Origin of the sequence: Sphingorhabdus sp. 109 (assembly GCF_902506555.1) — a bacterium.
Taxonomy (GTDB): domain Bacteria; phylum Pseudomonadota; class Alphaproteobacteria; order Sphingomonadales; family Sphingomonadaceae; genus Parasphingorhabdus.
The window spans coordinates 878,016-896,618 of sequence record NZ_LR732707.1 but is presented as its reverse complement, the minus strand read 5'-3'; the positions used below and the strand labels follow the sequence as shown (position 1 = coordinate 896,618).

The 18,603-nt window shown below is 57.4% G+C and carries 20 protein-coding genes; 9 read left to right on the top strand and 11 right to left on the bottom strand.

Annotated features, from left to right (window positions below):
• Window positions 1-138 precede the first annotated feature (138 nt).
• Complete coding sequence (locus BOSE62_RS04420) at window positions 139-615, top strand: peroxiredoxin (protein ID WP_159642413.1); 477 nt, start codon at window positions 139-141, stop codon at window positions 613-615.
• Between the two features lie 59 nt (window positions 616-674).
• Here BOSE62_RS04420 and BOSE62_RS04415 read toward each other — a convergent pair whose 3' ends face one another.
• Genes BOSE62_RS04415 through BOSE62_RS04400 form a run of 4 tightly spaced genes read right to left on the bottom strand, consistent with a single transcriptional unit; the run spans window position 675 to window position 4,562 of the window.
• A complete protein-coding gene (locus BOSE62_RS04415; RefSeq protein WP_159642411.1) occupies window positions 675-2,513 on the bottom strand; it encodes a M2 family metallopeptidase in 1,839 nt (612 codons plus the stop codon).
• A 57-nt stretch (window positions 2,514-2,570) separates the two neighbouring features.
• Window positions 2,571-3,101 carry a hypothetical protein gene (locus tag BOSE62_RS04410; RefSeq protein ID WP_159642409.1) on the bottom strand — a complete coding sequence of 177 codons (531 nt, stop codon included), beginning with the start codon at window positions 3,099-3,101 and terminating at the stop codon, window positions 2,571-2,573.
• 5 nt (window positions 3,102-3,106) lie between these two features.
• Window positions 3,107-3,859 carry an alpha/beta fold hydrolase gene (locus tag BOSE62_RS04405; RefSeq protein WP_159642407.1) on the bottom strand — a complete coding sequence of 251 codons (753 nt, stop codon included), beginning with the start codon at window positions 3,857-3,859 and terminating at the stop codon, window positions 3,107-3,109.
• A gap of 55 nt (window positions 3,860-3,914) precedes the next feature.
• Window positions 3,915-4,562 (bottom strand): 2-hydroxychromene-2-carboxylate isomerase, encoded by a 648-nt coding sequence (locus BOSE62_RS04400; RefSeq protein ID WP_159642405.1) that lies wholly within the window; start codon window positions 4,560-4,562, stop codon window positions 3,915-3,917.
• Window positions 4,563-4,651: 89 nt separating this feature from the next.
• Between BOSE62_RS04400 and BOSE62_RS04395 the strand changes: the two genes are divergently transcribed.
• From BOSE62_RS04395 to BOSE62_RS04385, 3 genes are read left to right on the top strand one after another with little or no spacing between them, the layout of a single operon-like run.
• Window positions 4,652-5,110, top strand: coding sequence for a MarR family winged helix-turn-helix transcriptional regulator (locus BOSE62_RS04395; RefSeq protein WP_159642403.1), 459 nt, complete (start codon window positions 4,652-4,654; stop codon window positions 5,108-5,110).
• Window positions 5,103-6,191: an HlyD family secretion protein gene (locus BOSE62_RS04390; RefSeq protein WP_159642401.1), complete on the top strand. Its 1,089-nt coding sequence runs from the start codon at window positions 5,103-5,105 to the stop codon at window positions 6,189-6,191. Before BOSE62_RS04395 ends, BOSE62_RS04390 begins: the two co-directional genes overlap by 8 nt.
• Window positions 6,188-7,738: a DHA2 family efflux MFS transporter permease subunit gene (locus BOSE62_RS04385; protein ID WP_236553825.1), complete on the top strand. Its 1,551-nt coding sequence runs from the start codon at window positions 6,188-6,190 to the stop codon at window positions 7,736-7,738. The genes BOSE62_RS04390 and BOSE62_RS04385 overlap by 4 nt, the downstream gene beginning before the upstream one ends.
• Here the strand turns inward: BOSE62_RS04385 and BOSE62_RS04380 are convergent.
• The 7 genes from BOSE62_RS04380 to ffh form a co-directional block, all read right to left on the bottom strand.
• Entirely contained in the window at window positions 7,735-8,760 is a 1,026-nt protein-coding gene (locus BOSE62_RS04380) for an aspartate-semialdehyde dehydrogenase (protein ID WP_159642399.1), read from the bottom strand. The genes BOSE62_RS04385 and BOSE62_RS04380 overlap by 4 nt on opposite strands.
• A gap of 83 nt (window positions 8,761-8,843) precedes the next feature.
• Window positions 8,844-9,233, bottom strand: coding sequence for a 50S ribosomal protein L19 (gene rplS / locus BOSE62_RS04375; RefSeq protein WP_089132446.1), 390 nt, complete (start codon window positions 9,231-9,233; stop codon window positions 8,844-8,846).
• Window positions 9,234-9,236: 3 nt separating this feature from the next.
• A complete protein-coding gene (gene trmD, locus BOSE62_RS04370; protein ID WP_236554141.1) occupies window positions 9,237-10,202 on the bottom strand; it encodes a tRNA (guanosine(37)-N1)-methyltransferase TrmD in 966 nt (321 codons plus the stop codon).
• The gene (locus BOSE62_RS04365) at window positions 10,199-10,513 is read right to left on the bottom strand and encodes a hypothetical protein (protein ID WP_159642395.1); all 315 of its coding nucleotides are present in this window, start codon (window positions 10,511-10,513) and stop codon (window positions 10,199-10,201) included. Before BOSE62_RS04365 ends, trmD begins: the two co-directional genes overlap by 4 nt.
• Window positions 10,510-10,998 carry a ribosome maturation factor RimM gene (gene rimM / locus BOSE62_RS04360; RefSeq protein WP_159642393.1) on the bottom strand — a complete coding sequence of 163 codons (489 nt, stop codon included), beginning with the start codon at window positions 10,996-10,998 and terminating at the stop codon, window positions 10,510-10,512. Before rimM ends, BOSE62_RS04365 begins: the two co-directional genes overlap by 4 nt.
• A 3-nt stretch (window positions 10,999-11,001) precedes the next feature.
• The gene (gene rpsP, locus BOSE62_RS04355) at window positions 11,002-11,445 is read right to left on the bottom strand and encodes a 30S ribosomal protein S16 (protein ID WP_159642391.1); all 444 of its coding nucleotides are present in this window, start codon (window positions 11,443-11,445) and stop codon (window positions 11,002-11,004) included.
• Between the two features lie 44 nt (window positions 11,446-11,489).
• Window positions 11,490-12,953 carry a signal recognition particle protein gene (gene ffh / locus BOSE62_RS04350; RefSeq protein WP_159642389.1) on the bottom strand — a complete coding sequence of 488 codons (1,464 nt, stop codon included), beginning with the start codon at window positions 12,951-12,953 and terminating at the stop codon, window positions 11,490-11,492.
• Window positions 12,954-13,210: 257 nt separating this feature from the next.
• Here ffh and BOSE62_RS04345 point away from each other — a divergent pair, with 257 nt between their 5' ends.
• From BOSE62_RS04345 to BOSE62_RS04325, 5 genes are all read left to right on the top strand, one after another.
• Window positions 13,211-14,884 carry a putative bifunctional diguanylate cyclase/phosphodiesterase gene (locus BOSE62_RS04345; RefSeq protein WP_236553823.1) on the top strand — a complete coding sequence of 558 codons (1,674 nt, stop codon included), beginning with the start codon at window positions 13,211-13,213 and terminating at the stop codon, window positions 14,882-14,884.
• A gap of 71 nt (window positions 14,885-14,955) precedes the next feature.
• The gene (gene dapF, locus BOSE62_RS04340) at window positions 14,956-15,762 is read left to right on the top strand and encodes a diaminopimelate epimerase (protein WP_159642387.1); all 807 of its coding nucleotides are present in this window, start codon (window positions 14,956-14,958) and stop codon (window positions 15,760-15,762) included.
• On the top strand, window positions 15,759-17,024 hold the full coding sequence (mtaB, locus tag BOSE62_RS04335; protein ID WP_159642385.1) for a tRNA (N(6)-L-threonylcarbamoyladenosine(37)-C(2))-methylthiotransferase MtaB: 1,266 nt from the start codon (window positions 15,759-15,761) through the stop codon (window positions 17,022-17,024). Before dapF ends, mtaB begins: the two co-directional genes overlap by 4 nt.
• Window positions 17,021-17,950 (top strand): signal recognition particle-docking protein FtsY, encoded by a 930-nt coding sequence (ftsY, locus tag BOSE62_RS04330; RefSeq protein ID WP_159642383.1) that lies wholly within the window; start codon window positions 17,021-17,023, stop codon window positions 17,948-17,950. The genes mtaB and ftsY overlap by 4 nt, the downstream gene beginning before the upstream one ends.
• Window positions 17,947-18,585 (top strand): inner membrane-spanning protein YciB, encoded by a 639-nt coding sequence (locus BOSE62_RS04325; protein WP_159642381.1) that lies wholly within the window; start codon window positions 17,947-17,949, stop codon window positions 18,583-18,585. Before ftsY ends, BOSE62_RS04325 begins: the two co-directional genes overlap by 4 nt.
• Window positions 18,586-18,603 lie beyond the last annotated feature (18 nt).

Genomic DNA, 18,603 nt, shown 5'->3' with positions numbered 1-18,603 from the left:
CGCAATTATGAACTTCCCATGGCAAAAGTCACAGCTCTCGTTTCCTGTTGTTTTGCCAGCTTGCATTTTCCTGCCTCTGTCACCACTATCACCAATGGAGGCATGCATTCCCAGCCCGATCAAAACCAGGAGCAACATATGATTAACAAAGGCGACAAGATTCCCGACGTGAAATTGGTCAAGGCGACCGCCGAAGGCCCGCAGCAGATCAATTCCAGTGAATATTTCGCAGGCAAGAAAGTGGCGCTATTTTCCGTCCCCGGCGCTTTCACGCCAACCTGTTCCGCCAAACATCTTCCCGGCTATGTCGAGAAGGCGGCCGATCTGAAAGCCAAAGGCGTTGACGAGATTGCCTGCACCGCCGTCAATGACGCCTTCGTCATGGGCGCATGGAATGAAGCCGCCGGTTCGGAAGACGTCACCATGCTGGCAGACGGCAATGGCGATTTTGCCGAGGCGGTTGGCCTGACCATGGACGGTTCCGGCTTCGGTCTTGGCCAGCGCGGCCAGCGTTTCTCGATGATCGTCAATGACGGCGTGGTCGAGGAACTGAACGTCGAAGCACCGGGCGATTTCAAAGTTAGCGCCGCCGAATATATGCTCGATCAGCTCTAAGGTTCAAAAATCCGAAAGGCGGCCGGCGGAAACAGATGTTTTCGCCGGCCTTTTATTGTCTACCATCCGCAGCTTTTGTTTTTATTTTCTTCCTTCAGCCAGTCCATCAGCGGCGCGAAATAGCTGATCATCGCCGATCCATCCATTTCCCGCGTTCCGGTAAAAGCTTCCAAAGCGTCGGGCCAAGGCTTGGACGCCCCCATTTCCAGCATCGCATTCAGCTTCGCGCCGACCTGTTCGTTGCCATAGAAGGAACAGCGGTGCAGCGGGCCGGTCCATCCGGCTTCGTCACAGGCAGCCTTGTAGAACTGGAACTGCAGGATCCGGGCAAGGAAATAGCGCGAATAAGGCGTGTTGCCGGGGATATGATATTTGGCACCGGGATCGAACGCATCGGCGGGACGATCAACCGGCGGCGTGATGCCCTGATAGTCAAGTTTCAGATCATGCCAGGCTTGGGTGTAATTGTCCGGCTGGATCTCGCCCGAGAAAACCTGCCAGCGCCATTTGTCGACCAGCAGGCCGAATGGCAGGAAGGCAACCTTGTCCATCGCCTGGCGCAGCAACAGACCGATGTCCTTGTCTGCACTCGGGACCTTTTCGGCGTCAAGCAGGCCGACCTGCACCAGATATTCCGGCGTGATCGACAGCGCGACCATATCGCCAATGGCTTCGTGGAAACCATCATTGGCGCCGTCGAGGTGCAGATAGCTTTGCTCGTTATAAGCGCGCTGGTAATAATTATGGCCGAGTTCGTGGTGGATGGTGACGAAATCGTCGCCATTCACCTTGATGCACATCTTGATCCGGATATCGTCCTTGTTGTCGATATCCCAGGCGCTGGCGTGGCAGACCACTTCGCGGTCGGCTGGCTTCGTAAACAGGGAACGTTCGTAGAATGTTTCCGGCAGTGGTTCAAAACCGAGCGAGGAGAAGAAACCTTCGCCAGCCTTGACCATCTTCATCGCGTCATAGTCATTGGCGACCAGCAATTCGGTTGTGTCATAACCAATATCGCCGGCTCCTTCCGGTGCGACGATATCATAAATATTGCCCCATTCCTGCGCCCACATATTGCCGAGCAGATCGGCGCGGATCGGTCCGGTAGCAGGCTGCACCTCGTCGCCATATTTTTCATTGAGCTTGTCGCGCGTGTAGCAATGCAGCTGGTCGTATAGCGGTTTGACCTGCGCCCACAGCTTGTCGGTCAGCTTGGCGAAGTCGTCGGCCGGCATGTCATAGCCGGACCGCCACATTGCGCCGACATCGGCGAAACCGAGCTCCTGCGCCCCTTGATTGGCGATTTCGACCATGCGGGCATAATCGTCCTTCATCGGCGCGCCGACGTTACTGTGCCAGCTTTCCCACATTTCAGACAATTCTTCCGGATTGCGGTTGGTGCCCATGGCCGCTTCAATATCGGATCCGTTGATTTCTTCGCCATTCAACGTGCCCTTGCCCTTGCCATAGGCCGAGTTCAATTTGGTGGCAATTTCGTTCAGTTCGGTAGCGGCGCCATCCGTGGTCGGAGCGGGAAGCACAATGCCGCCGCGCAACTTGTCCAGCTTGCGGCGGGTGACGGCATCGAAACCGGCGACATCGTTGAACCTGGCGGCCTCGATCGCCGCCTCCACCGACATGGTCGTCCCCTCAGCGCCGACTTTGGCCGCAAGAGCATCGGTATCATCTGTGATGAAATTCGCGTTAATCCAGTAAATCCGCGCAGCATCGACCGAGAAATCGAACAGTTGCTGTTCGGTCTCGGCGATAAATTGCTCGGCATCGGCGGCTGTCGGTGCAGCCGTTTCCTCCATCGCATCTTTTTCATGATGCTTGGCCAGAGCCGGTGTTGCCAGCGCCATGGTGGCGATTGCGACGATCGAAGCGGCGGTTTTCATATGTGGATCCTCAACTGTTTTGACTCTGGTTGGAATTGAAACTTTATCGTGCGCCGGTCAAGCCCGCGTTTCGCGCCATCGCCAGACGAGCGCACCGATCATTGCGACCGTACCGACAATCCAGCATATGATTTTGGCAGGTCTCGCCAGGGCCGCGGTTCCGGCCAGAATATCGCTGCCCTGTTCATTGACCAGTTGCACCAGCTGGCACACGGTCTCGACATAGTCGGTCACGCCGAAGATAAAATAGCTGAGCACGCACAGCAATCCGATTTTCTTGAGCGTCGGCGATACGGCGCGCTGCCAGATCAACCGCCCGCCGATAATGCCGCCGGACATATAGAGGGTAATGAATACAAGGTCTGCGATCATGCCCCAGCGGGCGATGTCCAGCACGCCAGCGTCGGCCCAGCTTTGCTGGATAGCGTTGACCCTGTCGGCTGTTGCTGCGCTCTGATGGTCGAGGATACCGTCGGGAGCGACGATGGTCTCCAGCACTCCGCCCGAGAGAATCAGACAGATGAAGAGCGCCAGCCCACCGCCCCAGAATATCCAGAAATTGCGCCAGCTATACAGTTTCGGCATCATCCCTCCTATCCAACCAGAAAGCGCACCATCTCCTGGCTCATTTCCGCCTTTGTCACGCTGCTCATATGGGTACCGGGTATCTCAACATGGTGGCCATTGAGCAAAATTGCCGCCAATTCTTCCGGATCGCCGTTGTCGCGATCCTCGCTGCCGCACAGCACCAGCGTTTCGGTTTCTATGCTGGCTGCCTCGGCAGGATCCATATCGGAAAAAGTCGCGAGCAACAAACTTGCTGCCTCCGGATCGATTTTCTGGCTCTTCATGAACTGAATGGCCATCCAGTGCGGATCGCCGCGTTTGGCGCTATCTTTGAGCCGGATTGCCTCCTGAAAAAATGCCTGACGCTGTTCCCATCCCGCAAGGCCCTGAAGCCCCATGCCGGCAAGGATCGCCCTGCCCGGATTTGCTCCGGTAACCAGCAGCCGGGCCGTCGTCCGGGCACCCAGCGAGAAGCCGCCGAGATCAAAATCGGTCAACTGCAGTTGCGCGATCAGCGCCAGCGCATCCCGGACCAGCACATCATCGGGATAGGCCGCAGGATCATGCGGCGCTTCGCTTTCGCCATGCGCACGGAGGTCGGGCATGATCACCCGGAAGCCCGCATCGGCCAGCGCCCGTGCATGACCGAATTTGATCCAGTTGGTATCGGCACTGGAGAAGAGGCCGTGCAGCAAAAGCAGCGGACGCCCCTCGCCCATCTCGTGGATTTTGAGCTTCACCCCGTCAAAAGACGTAAAGTCCCATTTCTTCGCAGTCATTTTTTACTTTCCCAATTCTCGCGATGAACGACCGGATTGCCGGACCGACGCGCACTCATCGCTCGGCAAGGCCTTTTTGTTTCATCCGCCAGACCGCAAGTTCGATCCGATCCTGACCGAAAAAGGGCTCGTCTTCGAATACCAGCGTCGGTACGCCCCAGTGGCCTGCGGATTCCAGTGCCTTCTGGTTTTCGGCTATTTCGGCGTCAAGCCCTTCCGCCTGGGTCGAGGCTTCGGCACGCAATTCGGTCAGGTCCAGTCCGGCGCGCTCGGCGGCTTTTTCCAGATGATCGCCCTCGTGCCAGCCTGCGGTGCCGCCCCAGATGAGCTGCGACACCTCATTGGCAAAATCCAGTCCCTTGCCACGCCGCGATGCTGCCTGTCCCATCCGGGTCAGTTCGAAAATATAGGGCTGTTCGTCGGCAATCTTGCGCGTGGCGATGTCCTGCACGATCGGATCGGGCTTTGGCGGTGCCATCGGGATGCCCATATGCTGCGCCACGCGGAATATATCGCGAAATGTATAGCCGAGCCAATTGGGATGGTTTTTCTCGAAGAAATCCGGTTCGCGGATTGCCAGCGGGTATACGAAGCGCTGGTTGATCTGCAGGTCATAGTCCTGCGTCAGCGCGACATAACGCCGCGTAGCCAGATAGCTGTAGGGCGAACGGAAGGACCAATAAACGTCTGCTTGCAATGTCATGGCAATCATATGGCACAATCATTGACCGGCTTCTATAAATTTCAAAGCTAATCATTGCATATTATAACATATGTTATTAAACGGCGGCCATGAGCGATAATATGGGATTTCTGGTTGGCGACATTTCCCGGCTGATCCGCCGGACCTTCGACAAACGGGCCAAGGCGATCGGCGTCACCCGCCCGCAATGGCGGGTGTTGACCTGGCTGCAACGTCATGAAGGAATCAACCAGAGCGCCCTCGCCGACATGCTGGAACTGGATGCCATGGCCCTGTGCCGGATGGTCGACCGGCTACAGGCAGCAGACATGGTCGAACGCCGTGCCGACCCCACCGACCGGCGGGCGTGGAAATTATATCTCACCAGCAAGGGCAGTGCGCTGACCGAGCAGCTACAACCCATTGGTGAAGAATTGCTGCAGGAGGCGCTTGTCGACATATCACCCGAGGATCAGGACAAGCTGTATCGTTTGCTCGAACGGTTCCGCACCAATCTGCAATCAATCGACGAAGGTGACTTGCTAGAGAATCGGCCTGCCCATGGCTGACAATCCCAATCCCGATATCGACAGGACGCTGTTGACGGAAGGCTCACCCGAAGCGCCCACCGCGGAGCGGTCGACCGGACGGAATGTCATCCGCTGGCTGTTGATGCTGTCTGTGCCGTGTTTACTCGCTGCTGCAGGCATCTATTACTGGATTGCCAGTGACCGCTATGCGTCCACCGACAATGCCTATGTGCAGCAGCACATCGTTTCCATTTCTCCCGAGGTGGGGGGGAAAATCGTGCAAGTAGCCGTCGAGGAAAACCAGCAGGTGGCGGTCGGCGACCTCCTGTTTGCCATAGACCCCGCGCCCTTTGAACTGACCGTAGCGCAAAGCAATGCCCGCATTGCCGCCGCGCAAGTCGAGGTTCAAAATCTGCGCACCGATTATCAGGTGAGCGGCGTGGATATCGAGGTGGCGCGCCAGGACATCGCCTTCGCCCAGTCCAATTATCAGCGGCAGGCCGCGCTGATGGACAAGGGCTTTACCACGCGGGCGCGGCTCGATGCCGCCCAGCATGAAGTTGATCTCGCACGCGCCAGACTGAAATCCGCGCAGGCCGATGTCGTCGCGGCCAGGTCGCGTCTGTCAACCGGATCCGCCGCTCCTGGCGAAAATCCGGACGTTGCCGAGGCCAGAGCGGCCCGGGACCAGGCCTTGCTCGACCTCGCACGCACGCGGGTGGTGGCTCCGTTTTCCGGACGGGTCGCCCAGTCTACCCGGTTGCAGATCGGACAGATGATGGTGTCCGGACTGCCGGCGCTTTCCATCGTCGATGACAAGAACAGCTGGGTGGAAGCCAATTTCAAGGAAACCGATCTCGCCCGGATGAAGGTTGGACAGAAGGCTATAATCAGCTTTGACGCCTATCCGGAGCTGGAGCTTGACGGCGAGGTCGAGAGCATTGGTGCGGGCACGGGATCGGAATTCTCGGTGCTGCCGGCGCAAAATGCCAATGCCAACTGGGTCAAGGTCACCCAGCGTGTGCCGGTCCGAATCCGGATATTGGACAAACCTCCACGACAGTTGATCGCCGGTATTTCGGCGGAAGTGACCGTCGACCTGCGCAACGGTAACGAGTGAACACGCAGGATCCCGACGTAGCGGCGCTACCGGTCGATAACCGGGTCCTGCTTACCATTGCCGTCATGCTCGGCAATATCATGCAGATACTGGATTCGACGATCGCCAATGTCGCGCTGCCGCACATGCAATCAGGCCTTGGCGCTACGCTCGACACGGTGACCTGGGTATTGACCAGCTATATATTGGCCTCGGCGGTCGCCATCCCGATCACCGGCTGGGTCGCCGACCGGATCGGCTCGCGCAAGCTGTTCCTGCTGTCGATAGCGGGCTTCACCCTGTCATCCTTTCTCTGTGCGACGGCCAGCAACCTGGAAATGCTGGTATTCTACAGGGTCATGCAGGGCCTTTCCGGTGCGTTTGTAATGCCGCTTTCGCAAACGGTAATGCTCGACATCAACCCGCCGAAAAACCATCCCAGGGCGATGGCAATATGGGGCATGGGGGTGATGATCGCACCGATTACCGGACCGGTCATCGGCGGCTATCTGACAGAAAATTACAGCTGGGAATGGATTTTCCTGATCAATGTCCCGCTGGGGATTATTGCCTTCATCATGCTATGGACGCTACTCCCCTCGCGACCGGTTACCCGGCGCAAGTTTGACCTGCTCGGCTTCGCCCTGTTCGCCGGATTCATGGCCTCTTTCCAGCTGATGCTCGATCGCGGCAATGGCGAGGACTGGTTCGAAAGCTGGGAGATCATCATCGAGTTCGGCATTGCCGCAGCGGCATTGTGGATGTTCTCAATCCATATGGTCTCCGCGAAAAATCCGTTCTTGTCGCGCGATCTGTTTCGTGACCGCAATCTGGTCACGGCGATGCTGCTGATGATGGTGGCCGGCGTTTCAATGTTCTCCACCATGGCCTTGCTGCCACCGATGCTGCAGAATATCTATCATTATACGCCGGTTGATGCCGGCCTCATCCTCGCGCCGCGCGGGATTGGCGTTTTCATGGGAATGGCAATCGGCAGCCGTCTGGCGACCCGCATCGATGCCAGATTTGTGGTGGCGGTGGGCATGGCGCTGGCTTCCTATTCGGCCTGGATGATGACTGGCTGGAGCCTGGACATGAACCGCTGGCCCGTGATCATCAGTGGCATCGTGCAGGGTTTGGGCATGGGCGGGCTGTTCGTGACCATGAATATATTGGGCTTTTCTACGCTTTCGCCGGCCTTGCGCACCGATGGAGCCAGTCTGCTCAATCTTTCGCGAACCATCGGTGCTTCGGTCGGAATAGCGGTGTTTGTCGGGCTGCTGGGCCGCAACTGGCAGACCAGCCATGCCGATCTGGCGGGCCATGTCACCGAAGCGCAGCTGTCGCCGGTCAGCCCGACCAGCATCAACCGGCTCGGTCAATATGGCGAACAGGCGATGATGGTGATCGACGGAGAGGTGAACCGGCAGGCGCTGATGATCGCCTATCTTGGCGATTTCTGGCTGATGGCTGTGGTTACCGCCTTATGCGTTCCGCTGGTGTTCCTGATGAAGAAACCCCAGCGGATAAAACTTGATTCAACCGAAGCGGCGAGTGCGGCGCACTAGCCTTTCTTCAGATGCTTGCGGCCGAGTAGCTCGGCAATCTGCACCGCGTTCAGCGCCGCGCCCTTGCGCAGATTGTCGCTGACGCACCAGATGTTCAGGCCGTTTTCGACCGTCGGATCTTCGCGGACGCGGCTGATGAAGGTGGCGCCATCGCCGACGCATTCTACCGGCGTGACATAGCCTTCGTCCTCGCGCTTATCGACCAGCATGATGCCAGGCGCGTCGCGCAGGATTTTCTGGGCATCCTTCGCGGACAGTTCTTTTTCGAACTCGATATTGATCGACTCGCTGTGGCCGACAAAGACCGGCACGCGGACGCAGGTAGCGGACAGCTTGATCTTCGAATCGAGGATTTTCTTGGTCTCGACGACCATTTTCCACTCTTCCTTGGTCGATCCGTCGTCGAGAAACACGTCAATATGCGGGATCACGTTGAAGGCTATCTGCTTGGTGAAGACATGGTTTTCCTTCGGGTCACCGACAAAGATCGCGCGCGACTGTTCGAACAGCTCGTCCATGCCGCCCTTGCCTGCACCGGACACCGACTGATAGGTAGAGACGACCACCCGCTTGATCGTCGCCGCATCGTGCAGCGGTTTGAGCGCGACAACCATCTGGGCGGTCGAGCAATTGGGATTGGCGATGATATTGCGCTTGCTATAGCCGCTGATCGCCTCGGGGTTCACTTCGGGTACGATCAGGGGGATATCCGGATCCATGCGATAGAGCGAGCTATTGTCGATCACCACACAACCGGCAGCGGCGGCTTTGGGTGCATATTCCTTGGTCGGGCCGGAACCGGCCGCAAACAGGGCGATATCCCATCCGGAAAAGTCGAAATGCTCGATATTCTGAACCTTGAGCATTTTGCCGGTATCACCGATTTCGATCTCGCTGCCCTGCGAGCGGGACGAAGCGACGGCAGCAATCTCGTCATAGGGAAATTCACGCTCGACCAATATATTGAGCATTTCACGCCCGACATTGCCGGTGGCGCCAACGACTGCGATTTTGTAACCCATGAAACTTTTCCTGTAGCTGATATTAAAACAGCCGGTTTTCCTGTGGGGAGAACCGGCTGTTTGAAACTTTTATGAAGCGTTGGTTATTTTGCTTCAGTGCCTTTCGAAGGCTGGTTCAAACGGCGCTCCGCAATACGGGCCCGTTTACCTGTCCGCCCGCGCAGATAGTAAAGTTTCGCACGACGCACGATACCGCGGCGAACCACGGTGATGCTTTCGATGTTCGGGGAATATAGCGGGAAAACACGCTCAACGCCTTCGCCGAACGACATTTTGCGTACGGTGAAATTGGAGCCCATGCCGCGATTGGTCCGTGCAATGCACACACCTTCAAAATTCTGGGTACGAACGCGCTCGCCTTCGACGACGCGCACACCGATCCGCAGTGTATCACCAGCGCGGAACTCGGGAACTTCTTTCGATGCTGCAAATGCTTCTACAGCTTCTTTTTCCAATGTCTGAATCAGGTTCATGACCTATTCCTTATCTTTATCTTTTTCCTGCGCACCAGAGGGCGACTGATCCGGAGCGTCCCTGTGACGCTCCCATAAATCCGGCCGCCTTAGCCGTGTATCTTCTTCTGCCCTTTGTTTCCGCCAAGCAGCTATTTTCGCATGATCCCCCGATCGCAAGACTTCAGGGATAATGCGCCCTTCCCATATTTGAGGTCGGGTATATTGCGGATATTCGAGTATTCCGTGCTCGAAACTCTCGTCATCTCCGCTAGAAGACGCGCCCATTACCCCGGGAAGCAGGCGAATGCAAGCGTCTAAAAGCACCAGAGCGCCCATTTCTCCGCCGGACAGGACATAGTCGCCGATCGAGACCTCTTCAATGGGCCGCCCCTGAAACAGCCGTTCGTCAAATCCCTCGAAACGGCCACAGATGATGGTGACACCGGGACCGGTCGCGATTTCGCGGACGCGGGCCTGTGTGAGAGGCTTTCCGCGTGGAGTCATGGCGAGGATGGGGGCTGCTGGCAAACGGGTGGCTGCTCGTCCCCGGACCTGATCGGGGGTTGTCGAAGTCGGGGCGGCGGAAGACGACAGCCCTGCGACAGGCTCCGGGCGAACGGAATTGGAGGACAACCGCTGTCCGTGGGAACCGAGCGCGCCCTCCCCGTTCGTGTCGAGCGAAGTCGAGACACCTTCGTTCCCCAGATCGCCTCTCGACTGCGCTCGAGACGAACCGATCTTTTCCGTCATCCGTTCAATCGCATGGTCCACCGCCGCCGCCATGACGTCAACCCGCAACACCATACCGGCGCCGCCACCGGCCGGCGTATCGTCGACACTGCGGTGCTTGTCGGTAGCGAAATCACGCGGGTTGATGGCGTCGAGCGCCCATTTCCCTTCTGACAGCGCCCTGCCCGCCAGCGATGTGCCGAGCGGTCCGGGAAATATTTCCGGGTAGAGAGTCAGGATTTGCGCGTTGAAGGTCACTTCTTCCTGCGCCAGTTGATCCACAGGATGGAGATAGTCATGCCGATAAAGAAACTGCCGAAAAAGCCGACGGCGGCACCGACAGACATGCTCATCATTGCCGCACGACCACAGTTTTGCATATCCAGGCAATTATCCGATTGCAGCCACCAGAGATTGAACAGCCAGTAGAGCACAGACAGGCCGGGTACGGGCAAGCTTGCCAGAAAAGGCAACCAGGCAAGGTTAATATCCGGCTGCACCCGCTTCGCAATTTCGATAATCGCGATAGACAGACCGGCTATCACCAGAATGATCAGGATCAGCATCATGGTTCGACAAACTCCGCCTGCACGATGGCCGGATCATCGCGCATGTCGATCGCGTGCACCGGGACCATGAACTTTTTGCCGCTGGCGCGTTCTATCTCGATCACATCGCCCGCGCCGAATTCATATATGGCGAAGATTTTTCCGAGTTCCTCGCCGGCGTCGGAGACACAGCGCAGGCCAATAATATCAATATGATAGAATTCGTCTTCGTCCAACTCCGGCAAAGCCGAACGCGGGACGCTGAGCTCGGTACCTCGGGCGGCTTCGGCGCCGTTGCGGTCGGTAATTTCGGCGATCCGCGCAATCGCTCCCATCTTGTGGGGCTTCGCGGATTTCAGCGTCAATGCGCCGCCGTTAAATATCTTGTGCGCCCTGAGACTGTCGAGGCTGTCACAGAAAAGCTTGAGCCGGACTTCCCCGGTCACCCCGTGCGCGCCAATGATGACGGCAAGAGGGACGGGTTTGTCCGGATCAACCGTGTCCAAGGATTAACCCTCGGACTTTTCTTCGGTTGCAGCTTCTTCAACGGGTGCTTCTTCGGCTGGTGCTTCTTCAGCAGGAGCCGCAGCGGCTTCCTTGGCGGCTTCTTCAGCAGCAGCTGCTTTTTCCGCTTTTTCTTCCAGACGCTCGGTGGCCTTCTCGCCTGGCTTGCCCTTGTTCGGGTTGTTGCGCGCTTCACGCTTCATCAGACCGGCGGCGTCAAGGAAGCGGGCGACGCGGTCGGAGGGCTGTGCGCCGTTTTCGAGCCAGTGCTTTGCCCGTTCGGTGTCCAGAACAACACGCTTTTCGTCATCTTTCGCGAGCAGCGGATTGTAGCTGCCGATGCGTTCGATAAACTTGCCGTCGCGCGGGGCGCGGGCATCGGCGATCACGATTTTATAATAAGGGCGTTTCTTGGAACCGCCACGGGACATTCTCATTGCTACTGCCATTGTAATAAACCTTTCTAAAAATACATAAATTCAAACTGTTACGACTATTTCTTCTTGTTCAATAAATTCGCCAGATCAGGGGGAAGGCCGCCTGATGTCATGTCGGGCAGCCCGGGCATGCCAGCGAGGCCGCCATCCTGGCCACCCATCCCCGCCCCGGCGGCTCCGCCACCATTGCCAAACATCGACATCAGCCCCTTGATTCCGCCCATTTTCTTGATGCGCTTCATCGCCTTGGCCATTTCCTGATGCATCTTGAGCAGCTTGTTGACATCCTGCACCGTGGTACCGGAACCGATCGCGACCCGGCGCTTGCGCTTGGCGTTGAGAAGGCCCGGACGACTCCGCTCTTCCTTGGTCATCGACCCGATGATGGCATCCATGCGAACCAGAACCTTTTCATCCATCCCGCCGCCGGCCATCGCCGCTTTCGCCTTTTTCATGCCCGGCATCATCGAAGCCATGGCACCCAGACCACCCATCTTGGTCATCTGGTTAAGCTGCGAGCGCAGATCATTGAGATCGAACTGCCCCTTGAGCATTTTCTCGGCAAGCGCTTCGGATTCTTCCTTGTCGACGACCTGTGCCGCTTTTTCGACCAGGCTGACAACATCGCCCATGCCCAATATCCGGCCGGCAACGCGTTCCGGGTGGAATTCTTCCAGAGAATCGATCTTCTCGCCGACACCGACAAATTTGATCGGCTTGCCGGTGACGGCGCGCATAGACAGCGCCGCACCGCCGCGGGCATCACCATCCATCCGGGTCAGGACCACGCCGCTCAGATCGACCTGATCGGAAAAATTCTGCGCTACATTGACGGCATCCTGGCCGGTCAGTGCATCGACAACCAGCAGCGTTTCCTGCGGCTTGGCAATGTCGGCCACCGCCTTCATCTCGTCCATCAGCTGCTGGTCGACATGCAAGCGGCCGGCAGTATCCAGCAGCAGAACATCAAAGCCCTGCAATTTGGCGGCTTGCAACGCACGCTTGGCAATTTCGACCGGCTGCTGGCCGGCTACAATCGGCAGGGTGGCAGCATTGATCTGCTCGCCCAGTACTGCCAGCTGCTCCTGCGCAGCCGGACGGTTGACATCGAGAGAGGCCATCATGACCTTCTTATTCTCTTTGTCCTTTAGCCGTTTGGCGATTTTCGCGGTCGTGGTCGTCTTACCGGACCCCTGCAGGCCGACCATCATGATGATGGCGGGTGGAGCAACCGACAACTCAAGACCGCTGACCTCGGAACCCAGCATTTCGGCAATACCGTCATTGACGATCTTGACCACTTGCTGGCCCGGCGTGACCGATTTGAGGACCGACTGGCCAACCGCCTGCTCGGTGACCTTCTCAACGAAATCCTTGACGACGGGCAACGCGACATCGGCCTCGAGCAAGGCAATCCGCACTTCCCGCATGGCACCGCGAACATCTTCTTCCCGCAGGGCACCACGGCCGCGCAACTTGTCGAAAACGCCACCAAGGCGGTCGCTCAACTTATCAAACATGTCTCCGCCTTTCTTCCTTCAAGAGACCGGTTTCCCGGCCAACGCAAAAAGCGCCGATGGGCGAAACCTCGCTGATCGACGTGTGAGTTTTTCGAACTCTAAACTGGGTTGGCGATACAAGCATCGCCTGAGTTGGCAGGCTATTAGTGCAGTTCGGGCGATATCGCAAGCCCGGAATTTCAAAGATATGAACAGCTGTTAACCAGAAATTGAGAACTGTTTGGCAAAAGCCGTCCGGCAACAGCGGGAAAACAACTATGGCTCGACCGGCAGCCGACCAACATCTCAGGTTGATGAAGAACGGTTATAAGATTTCGATTGGTCGTGATGTTGTAACCGGCGTCATCGTCATTCTGGCAATTTTGATGTTCGCCGGCACCGGCGGCACTGTGCTGTCCGATGCTATCGGTTCGATCACTGGCCAGACCAAGGCCGGCGACAATGTGCTGGTCCCCGCTTTCCTGCTGAATATCGCCCTGATCCTGTTCGGCTGGCGCCGATATAATGACTTGACCAAAGAGGTCGAAGAACGGGCCGCCGCGGAGCAGCTGGCTCGCTCTCTTGCTGTTACCGATCCGCTAACCGGACTGCTCAACCGTCGCACCATCGGCGAAAGAACAGCGGAAATGATCAGTCTCGCGCAAAAGCAGAAAAAGAGCATAACATTCATGATGCTCGATCTCGACAATTTCAAAGCCATCAACGATGTACACGGCCATAGCGCCGGCGACGCCGTATTGAAGCAAGTGGCCAATCGTTTGCAGCGTGTATTGCCGCCCCATAATCTGCTGGCACGGCTTGGCGGTGACGAATTTGCCTGCGCCTTTGTATTCAACCCCGAACAGCCGACAATGGTTGAACGGATTGCCGATGATCTGATCGAAACAATCGCGGCACCGATTGTCGAAAATGGCATACAGCTTGCCGTGACCACGTCGATCGGCATGGCCCGCTATGATTCAGAATCGGAGGGCGTTGATCTGCTGATGCGCCGCGCCGACATCGCCATGTACAATTCGAAGAAGCAGGGCCGAAACCGCTATTGCTGGTTTGACATTAACATGGAGCAGGAGCTGCAAACGCGCAGCCTGCTGGAAACCGGCATGCGAATGGGCATCCCCAATGGAGAGTTCGTTCCCTATTTCGAGCAGCAGATTGATCTCGCTACCGGAAAATTGACCGGCTTTGAAGTTCTTGCCCGCTGGGAATCGCCGACACAGGGGCTGATTTCGCCGGAAGTATTCATCCCGATCGCCGAAGAAACCGGAATGATCGGCGATCTGTCACTCAGCATCATGCGGCAGGCGCTCGACCACGCAAAATATTGGGACCCGTCGCTGAAGATTTCCGTCAATATCGCGCCGGTCCAGCTGCTTGATCCTTGGCTGGCGCAGAAAATCGTCAAACTGCTTGTCGAAAGCGGATTTCCGCCGAGCCGTCTGGAAATCGAGATTACAGAAAGTGCACTGTTCGAGAATCTAAGCCTCGCCCAGTCGATCGTCGGCAGTCTGAAAAATCAGGACATCAAAATTGCCCTCGACGATTTCGGGACCGGCTATAGCTCACTCGCCCACCTGCGCGCCCTGCCGTTTGACCGGATCAAGATTGACCGCAGCTTTGTCTCGTCCCTAATGCACAATGCGGAAAGCAAGGCTATCGTGATGGCGATCAACGGCCTGGGCGAAAGTCTCGGCCTGCCAATCACCGCAGAAGGCATCGAGGACAAGGATACCGAGAATGCGTTGCGCAGCATCGGCTGTGCCCAGGGTCAGGGCTGGTATTATGGACGCCCTTGTACGGCGCTCGAAACGCGGAAGATTCTCGCCCAGCGCAATTTGTTGCCGGCCGGTGATCTGGACGAGCCGGAGACCGCGCAAACCGGAGCCAGCGCCTCCCCCACCGTAAAAGAACCGATGCAAAACGCAGGCTAGGACCACTTGCCGCCAGCAATTGCTAGCCGAATAGCTGGACTCCCGGGAACGGCATCCCTAAATCGCTGGTCATGACCACAGGACGCTTCCATAAAATGCACGGATTGGGCAATGATTTTGTCATCATCGATGCGCGCGAAACGGAAATGAACCTGTCGAGCGCGATAGCGACCGCCATCGCAGACCGGCGTAGCGGTATCGGCTGCGATCAGCTGATCGTGTTGCGCCCGTCTTCTGTTGCCGATGTGAGGATGCAGATATTCAATGCCGACGGCAGCGAAGTCGAGGCCTGTGGCAATGCCAGCCGATGCGTCGCCAAGCTGATCGGCGACGAGACACGGATCGAGACCGCCGGCGGCATCATTACCGGCCATGCGACCGAAGATGGTGCCATTGTCGATATGGGCAAGCCCCGTTTCGAATGGCAGTCCATTCCCCTTGCCTATGCCATGGATACGCTTTCCATGCCGGTCGGCTGGGAAGATTTGCAAAATCCCGCGACCGTCAATGTCGGCAACCCGCATGTCATATTCTTTGTCGATGACAGCGATGGCGTCGAGTTGGAGCGCCTCGGACCGATGATCGAAGTCGACCCGCTGTTTCCGGACAAGGTCAACGTCAATATCGCCCATATTGCCGATGGAATCATCCATTTGCGGGTCTGGGAGCGGGGTGTCGGCCTGACGCGGGCCTGCGGCACCGGTGCCTGCGCCACCGCCGTGGCGGCGATCAGGCGCGGCATGGTGAACAGCCCGGTACAGGTCAATTTGCCGGGCGGGTCTCTCACAATCAGCTGGCAGGAAGGCGAGCATATCCAGATGCAGGGCCCGACCACCTATGTCTTTTCCGGCGAAGCGGACTGGGACCGGTTCGGATGAACGCACCGGAAATGATCAGCATGGGCTGCCGACTCAATATCGCAGAAAGCGAGACTTTGCGGCAAAATCTTGCGGCCAGCAATATTGACGGCGACAATCTGGTGATCGTCAACAGCTGCGCGGTTACCAACGAAGCGGTCCGGCAAACACGGCAAGCCATAAGGCGGGCCAAGAAGAAAAACCCGGAAAAGAATATCATTGTCACCGGATGTGCCGCGCAGATTGACCCCGCCATGTTTGCCGACATGCCGGAAACCAGCGCGGTGGTCGGCAATTCCGACAAATATGATGCAGCCAATTTCAAACTGGGCCTGCAAAGCAATCGTCCGGACATCAGGGTTTCCGATATCATGGAGGTCACGGAAACCGCGCCGCATATGGTCGGCGCCTTTGCCGACCGGTCGCGCGCTTTCGTGGAGATCCAGAATGGCTGCGACCATCGCTGTACCTTCTGCATCATCCCTTATGGCCGCGGAAACAGCCGGTCCGTCCCGGCGGGGGAAGTCGTCAGCCAAGTCCAGGCGCTGGTTGACCAAGGCTTTAAGGAAGTGGTTCTCACCGGCGTCGACGTTACCAGCTATGGTCCGGATCTTCCGGGCGAGCCGACTCTCGGCATGCTGGTCGAGCGGATATTGAAATTCGTGCCGGACTTGCCAAGACTGCGGCTGTCTTCGCTTGACGGGATCGAGATTGACGACCGGCTGTTCGATTTGCTCACCGGTGAGGCACGGATCATGCCCCATGTCCATTTGTCTTTGCAATCGGGTGACGACATGATCCTCAAACGGATGAAGCGGCGGCACAGTCGCGAACAGGCAATCACGCTGGTCGCACGGCTGAAAGCGAAACGGCCGGAAATTGCGATAGGAGCGGATATCATCGCTGGTTTTCCGACCGAAGAGGAAAACATGTTCGCCAACAGCCTGGCCATAGTCGACCAATGCGACATAGTTCACGGGCATATATTTCCCTATTCACCGAAATCGGGCACGCCCGCAGCGAAGATGCCGCAGGTCGAAGGGCATATCATTCGGGAAAGAGCGAAAATATTGCGCAATCGCGTAACGGAACGCGCCGCACAATGGCGGCAGTCGCTCGTCGGGACGCAACAGAAACTGTTGGTCGAGATGTCGGGCGATGCCGGATATGCGGAAAATTTCTCTCGCGTGCAGCTCGACCGACCGGCTGGCAAGGGGCAGATCGTGCCAGTGGAGATTATCGGCATGCAAAACAAACAATTGATTGGTAGAGTGACAGCGTGAGCGAGAATAGCAGTTGGAAAGACCGCCTGTTCGGCGGATTTAGCAAGACATCCTCCCGGCTGACCGAGAATCTGACCGGGCTGGTGACCAAGGCCAAGCTTGATGACGCCACGCTCGACGATATCGAGGACGCGCTGATCATGTCGGATCTGGGTCCGGCTACGGCCGCCTCGATCCGTGAGAAATTGGCTACCGAACGCTTTGAAAAAGGCCTGAGTGAGCAGGCGGTGAAAGAAATCATCCAGCGCGAGATTACCGCGATTCTGGAACCGGTAGCGGTTCCGTTGGAGATCGACGCCTTTCCCCGCCCCCAGGTCATTTTGGTCATCGGCGTCAACGGTTCGGGCAAGACCACCACCATCGCCAAGCTGGCCCATCTGTTTCTGGAACAGGATTATGGCGTCATGCTGGCGGCGGGTGATACTTTTCGCGCGGCTGCAATCGGGCAGCTCAAGGTCTGGGCCGAACGACTGGGCGTACCGATTGTCAGCGGGCCGCAAGGCGGCGACAGCGCCAGCATAGTTTACGAAGGCGTCAAACAGGCAACGGCCACCGGGATCGACGTGTTAATCGTCGATACAGCCGGAAGGCTGCAAAACCGCAGCGAATTGATGGACGAACTGGACAAGATCCGGCGGGTGCTCGGCCGACTCAATCCGGAAGCGCCGCATAATGTGGTGCTGGTGCTGGATGCCACGACCGGACAAAATGCCCTGTCGCAGATTGAAGTGTTTCAGGACGTGGCCAAGGTCACCGGCCTTATCATGACCAAGCTCGACGGTACTGCCCGCGGCGGCGTTCTGGTGGCGGCAGCAAAACAGTTCGGAATGCCGATCCACGCCATCGGGGTTGGTGAAACAATAGAAGACCTGCGCCCCTTCAAGGCCAAAGATCTGGCCGCAGCCATAGCCGGGATAGAATCATGACCGAAGCCACAGCAATTGAAGAAATTCCGAAAGAGCACAGAGGCCTGAGCTTCGCGCTCGATTTCGGCCCGCTGCTGCTGTTCTTTCTGGTCTATAAATTCGGTGCCCCCGAGGGCAATCCCATCACCTCGGCAATTTATGGCACGATCGCCTTCATGATCGCCATCGTCATCGCGATGATCGTATCGAAATGGAAGCTGGGCAAGATTTCGCCGATGATGTGGATGTCCGCGATCCTGATCCTCGGGTTCGGCGCCCTCACCATCTATTTCAATGATCCGCGATTCATCCAGCACAAGCCGACGATCATCTACGCCGGCTTTGCAATCATATTATTTGGCGGGTTGCTGCGCGGCAAGGCCATGCTGAAAAGTCTGCTGCAGGCGGCGTTTGAAGGACTGAGCGACGAAGGCTGGCTGAAACTCTCGCGCAACTGGGCGCTGTTTTTTACCGGCATGGCGGCTATCAATGAACTGATGGTGGCTACGCTGAGCTTTGACTGGTGGTTGACCATCAAAGTCTGGGGTGTAACCGCCGCCTCCTTCATCTTTGCCATGGCCAACATCCCGATGCTGATGAAGCACGGTTTTTCGGTCGAAGAAAAGCCGCGCCCTGAAGGTCAGGACGCGGCTTGAATATATTTCTGCTGTTGG